The 5,246-nt window shown below is 70.7% G+C and carries 5 protein-coding genes; 4 read left to right on the top strand and 1 reads right to left on the bottom strand.

Features of this window, described 5'->3' with window-relative positions:
• Positions 1 to 2,214 (bottom strand): Tex family protein (locus P409_RS25875; protein ID WP_034845217.1); only part of this gene is annotated, 2,214 nt, incomplete at its 3' end.
• 160 nt (positions 2,215 to 2,374) lie between these two features.
• Here P409_RS25875 and P409_RS25870 point away from each other — a divergent pair.
• The 4 genes from P409_RS25870 to P409_RS25855 all read left to right on the top strand — a co-directional run.
• A complete protein-coding gene (locus tag P409_RS25870) occupies positions 2,375 to 2,845 on the top strand; it encodes an SRPBCC family protein (RefSeq protein ID WP_034845216.1) in 471 nt (156 codons plus the stop codon).
• A 32-nt stretch (positions 2,846 to 2,877) separates the two neighbouring features.
• On the top strand, positions 2,878 to 3,228 hold the full coding sequence (locus P409_RS25865) for a nuclear transport factor 2 family protein (RefSeq protein WP_034845214.1): 351 nt from the start codon (positions 2,878 to 2,880) through the stop codon (positions 3,226 to 3,228).
• Positions 3,229 to 3,250: 22 nt separating this feature from the next.
• Positions 3,251 to 3,835 carry a glutathione S-transferase N-terminal domain-containing protein gene (locus tag P409_RS25860; RefSeq protein WP_034845212.1) on the top strand — a complete coding sequence of 195 codons (585 nt, stop codon included), beginning with the start codon at positions 3,251 to 3,253 and terminating at the stop codon, positions 3,833 to 3,835.
• Between the two features lie 115 nt (positions 3,836 to 3,950).
• Positions 3,951 to 5,246: DHA2 family efflux MFS transporter permease subunit (locus tag P409_RS25855; protein ID WP_034845210.1), on the top strand; the 1,296-nt coding region annotated here is incomplete at its 3' end.

Genomic DNA, 5,246 nt, shown 5'->3' with positions numbered 1-5,246 from the left:
GGCGCCGCCCTCGCGCCGCGGCGGCCGCGACTGGCCGTCGTCGTCGAGCCGCATGGTCAGGCCGATGCGCTTGCGCTGCGGGTCGACCTCCAGCACCTTGACCTTCACCACGTCGCCCGGCTTGGCCACCGTGCGCGGGTCCTTCACGAAGGTCTTCGACATCGCCGAGATGTGCACCAGCCCGTCCTGGTGCACGCCGATATCGACGAAGGCGCCGAAGGCCGCGACGTTGGTCACCACCCCCTCCAGCACCATGCCGGGCTGCAGGTCGGACAGCTTCTCGACGCCCTCCTTGAAGGTCGCGGTCTTGAAGGCCGGGCGCGGGTCGCGGCCCGGCTTCTCGAGCTCGCGCAGGATGTCGGTCACCGTCGGCACGCCGAAGGTCTCGTCGGTGAAGCGCTCCGGCTCCAGGCCGCGCAGCGTCCCGCTGTCGCCGATCAGCGCTTTGATCTCGCCGCCCGTGGCCTCGATGATCCGGCGCACCACCGGATAGGCCTCCGGATGCACGCCCGAGGCGTCGAGCGGGTCGTCGCCGTTCGGGATGCGCAGGAAGCCGGCGCATTGCTCGAACGCCTTGGGCCCCAGCCGCGGCACGTCCTTCAGCGCCGAGCGGACCTTGAACGGGCCGTTGGCGTCGCGGTGCTGCACGATGTTCTGGGCCAGCCCCTCGCCGACGCCCGACACCCGCGCCAGCAGCGGCGCCGAGGCGGTGTTGAGGTCGACGCCGACCGCGTTCACGCAATCCTCGACCACGGCGTCGAGCGAGCGCGACAGCTTGGTCTCGCTGAGGTCGTGCTGGTACTGGCCGACGCCGATCGACTTCGGGTCGATCTTCACCAGCTCCGCCAGCGGGTCCTGCAGCCGGCGGGCGATCGACACCGCCCCGCGCAGCGACACGTCGAGCTCCGGCAGCTCCTGCGAGGCGAAGGCCGAGGCGGAGTAGACCGAGGCTCCGGCCTCCGACACCACCGCCTTGGTCAGCTTCAGCTCCGGATGCCGCTTCATCAGCTCGGCCGCCAGCCTGTCGGTCTCGCGCGACGCCGTGCCGTTGCCGATGGCGACCAGGTCCACCGCATGCGCCTGGGCCAGCTCGGCCAGGGTGGCGATCGACTCGTCCCAGCGCTTCTGCGGCTCATGCGGGAAGATCGCGGTGGTGGCGACGACCTTACCGGTGGAGTCGACCACGGCGACCTTCACCCCGGTGCGGAAGCCGGGGTCGAGGCCCATGGTGGCGCGGGTGCCAGCCGGCGCCGCCAGCAGCAGGTCGCGCAGGTTGCCGGCGAAGACCTTCACCGCCTCCTCCTCCGCCGCCTGCCACAGGCGCAGCCGGAGGTCGATGTCGAGATGCACCAGGATCTTGGTGCGCCAGGCCCAGCGCACCGTCTCGGCCAGCCAGGCATCACCCGGCCGGCCCTGGTCGGCGATGCCGAAGCGGCGGGCGATGCGCTGCTCGTACAGGCCCGGCGCCTTGCGGTCCGCCGAGTCGGGCAGCTCCTCCGGCTCCAACGTCAGCGACAGCGCCTCCTCCTTCTCGCCCCGGAACAGGGCCAGGATGCGGTGCGACGGCAGCTTGGTCAGCTTCTCGGCATAGTCGAAATAGTCGGAGAACTTGGCGCCCGCCTGCTCCTTGCCCTCGCGCACCTTCGACAGCAGCCGGCCGCGGGTCCAGGCCTCCTCGCGCAGGCTGCCGATGAGGTCGGCATCCTCGCCGAAGCGCTCGACCAGGATCGACCGCGCGCCGTCCAGCGCCGCGGCGGCGTCGGCCACGCCCTTCTCGGCGTCGACGAAGGCGGCGGCGGCCTCCTGCGGGTCGCGGGTCGGGTCGCCCAGCAGCGAGTCGGCCAGCGGCTCCAGCCCGGCCTCGCGGGCGATCATCGCCTTGGTCCGGCGCTTCGGCTTGTAGGGCAGGTAGATGTCCTCGAGCCGGGCCTTGGTGTCGGCCGCCTCGATCTGGACGCGCAGCGCGTCGTCCAGCTTGCCCTGCTCGGCGATGCTGTCGAGGATCGTCTTCCGGCGCTCCTCCAGCTCGCGCAGGTAGCGCAGCCGCTCGTCCAGCGTGCGCAGCTGGGCGTCGTCCAGCCCGCCCGTCGCCTCCTTGCGGTAGCGGGCGACGAACGGGACGGTCGCGCCGCCGTCGAGCAGCTCGACCGCGGCGGCGACCTGGGCCTCGCGCACGGAGAGCTCGTCGGCAATGCGCTGGCTGATGGAGATCATCGAACGACCGGAGGTGTTGTGATGGGAACCGGAAGGGGCTGCTTCTACCGCGCCGCTGCGGTCCAGGTCAAAACCAGCCGGCGTGTCGCCTTGCCCTTGCCGCTTCCGCCATGATACTGAAGTCATCACTTAAGAAACAGGCCGCACCGGAGGAACCGTCATGAGCGAGCGATCCGTGCAGCATGGCGGCTTCACCATCCGGCGCCGCTTCGACGCGCCGCCGTCCCGCGTGTTCAGGGCCTGGGCCGACCCCGCCGCCCGGCTGGTCTGGGGCTCACCCGGCGACGACTGGGTGCTGGCCGAACCGCGATTCGACTTCCGCGTCGGCGGCATTGAGACCAGCCGCTTCGGCCCGGCCGGCGACCCGGTCTACCGCAACGAGACGCACTATGCCGACATCGTGCCCGACCGGCGGATCGTGTTCAGCTACACCATCGACCGCGGCGACACCCGGATCTCGGCCTCGCTGAGCACGGTCGAGCTGCTGCCCGACGGCGACGGCACCCGGCTGGTCTTCACCGAGCAGGCGGCGTTCCTGGACGGCGGCGACCGGCCGGAGATCCGCGAGGGCGGCTGGCGCGAGATCCTGGACAAGCTCGACGCCTTCCTGCGGCGCCGGGCGGCGCACTGACCCGCCCCGTCCCACAACCGGAGGAGCGAGCGATGGGCAAGACCGACATCCCCGACCTGATCCGGGCCTATTACAGGGCCTATGAGACCAAGGATCGGGCGGCGATCGAGAGCCTGGTGGGCGAGGACTTCACCTTCACCAGCCCCTATGACGACCGCATCGACCGGGCGGCCTATTTCGAGCGCTGCTGGCCGAACAGCGAGGGCATCCGCCGCTTCAACCTCGAGCGGCTGTTCGACCGTGGCGACGAGGCCCTGGTACAATACGAGCTCGACCTCACATCCGGCGTCCGCTTCCGCAACGTCGAGCATGTCCGCTTCCAGGACGGCAAGGTCCGGGAGGTGGTGGTCTATTTCGGCTCCCTGCCGGACGCCGGGTCGTGACCAGACAACAGGAGGCTTTCCGATGAAGCTGTACCTCGCCCCCGGCGCCTGCAGCCTGGCCGACCACATCGCCCTGCACGAGGCCGGGCTGGAGTTCGAGCGCATCCGGGTCGACATCCCGACCCGGCGCACCGAATCGGGCGACGACTTCACCGCGGTCAACCCGAAGGGCTACGTCCCGGCGCTGGTGCTCGACGACGGCACGGTGCTGACCGAGAACGCCGCGATCCTGACCTGGGTCGCCCAGCGCGCGCCGCATCTGGCTCCGGGCGGCGAGATGGGGTGGATCCGGCTGGCGGAGATGCTGAGCTTCATCGGCGCCGAGCTGCACAAGCTGCTGATCCGGTCGATCTTCCCGACCAGCGACCAGGAGAAGCAGGTCGTCGACGAGGTGGTGGCGCAGCGCCTCGACTATCTCGCCGAGCGGCTGCCCGGCGACTACCTGTTCGGCGCGGAGATGAGCGTCGCCGACGCCTATCTCTACGTCATGCTGCGCTGGGCCCGGGACCTGAAGCTGCCGCGGCCCGACCCGCTGCCGGCCTATTTCGACCGGGTCAACGCCCGGCCGGCGGTGCAGCTGGCGCTGCGGCATGAGGGGCTGAGCTGACGCCGGCACGCTGAGGTCGGGGCCTTGCCCCGTCCGGCAGCGGCATGATACTAAACTCTTGAGTTAACAAACGAGACCGCCGACCCGTCGGCCAACCCGAAAAAGGGAGAACGCCATGACGGACCGCCCTGCCGAATCTCGTGCGGCGGCACCCCACAACGGGCGTTGGCTGGCGCTGACCGTGCTGTGCCTCGGCGTCCTGATGATCGTGCTGGATTCGACCGTCGTGAACGTGGCGCTGCCCTCGATCAAGACCGATCTCGGCTTCAACGACTCGACCCTGGCCTGGGTGGTGAACGGCTATCTGCTGACCTTCGGCGGCTTCCTGCTGCTGGGCGGCCGGCTGGGCGACCTGTTCGGCCACCGCCGGCTGTTCCTGATCGGCCTCGCCGGTTTCACCCTGGCGTCGCTGGCCTGCGGCCTGTCGACCGGCCAGGGCGTGCTGGTCGCCGCGCGGGCGATCCAGGGGCTGGGCGGTGCCGTCGTCTCCGCCGTCGCCCTGTCGCTGATCATGGACCTGTTCACCGAGCCGGCGGACCGGGCCAAGGCGATGGGCGTCTACGGCTTCGTCTGCGCCGGCGGCGGCAGCATCGGCGTGCTGCTGGGCGGCCTGCTGACCGGGGCGCTGAGCTGGCACTGGATCTTCCTGATCAACCTGCCGATCGGCATTGCCGTGTTCGGCCTGTCGCTGGCCCTGCTGCCGGCCACCCGCAGCGATGCGGCGGACCGGCGGCTGGACATCGCCGGGGCGGTCACCGTCACCGCGGCGCTGATGCTGGCGGTCTATGCCATCGTCAACGGCAACGACGCCGGCTGGACCTCGGCCCAAACCCTCGGCCTGCTCGGCGGCGCCGTGGTGCTGCTGGCGGTGTTCGTGGCGATCGAGACCCGCGTGGCCGCGCCGCTGATGCCGCTGGGCCTGTTCCGCCTGCGCAGCCTGGCCGTGGCCAACGTCATCGGCACGCTGTGGGCCGCGGCCATGTTCGCCTGGTTCTTCCTCTCGGCCCTCTACATGCAGCAGGTGCTGGGCTATGGCCCGATGGAGGTTGGCCTGGCCTTCCTGCCGGCCAACCTGATCATGGCCGCCTTCTCGCTGGGCCTGTCGGCGAAGCTGGTGATGCGCGTCGGCATCCGCCTGCCGATCGTGGTCGGGCTGCTGCTGGCGGCCGCCGGGCTGGCGCTGTTCGCCTGGGCCCCGGTCGGCGGCAGCTTCACGCTGCACGTCCTGCCCGGGATGCTGCTGCTGGGCCTGGGCTGCGGCATGGCGCTGAACCCGGTGCTGCTGGCGGCGATCAGCGAGGTTGGCCCGACCGAATCCGGCCTCGCCTCCGGCATGGTCAACACCGCCTTCATGATGGGCGGGGCGCTGGGCCTGGCGATCCTGGCCAGCCTGGCGGCGTCGCGCACCGGC

The organism is Inquilinus limosus MP06 (assembly GCF_000767795.1).
Lineage (GTDB): Bacteria > Pseudomonadota > Alphaproteobacteria > DSM-16000 > Inquilinaceae > Inquilinus > Inquilinus limosus_E.
Note: the sequence above shows the minus strand (reverse complement) of the source record. Positions and strands in the feature narration are given on the sequence as shown.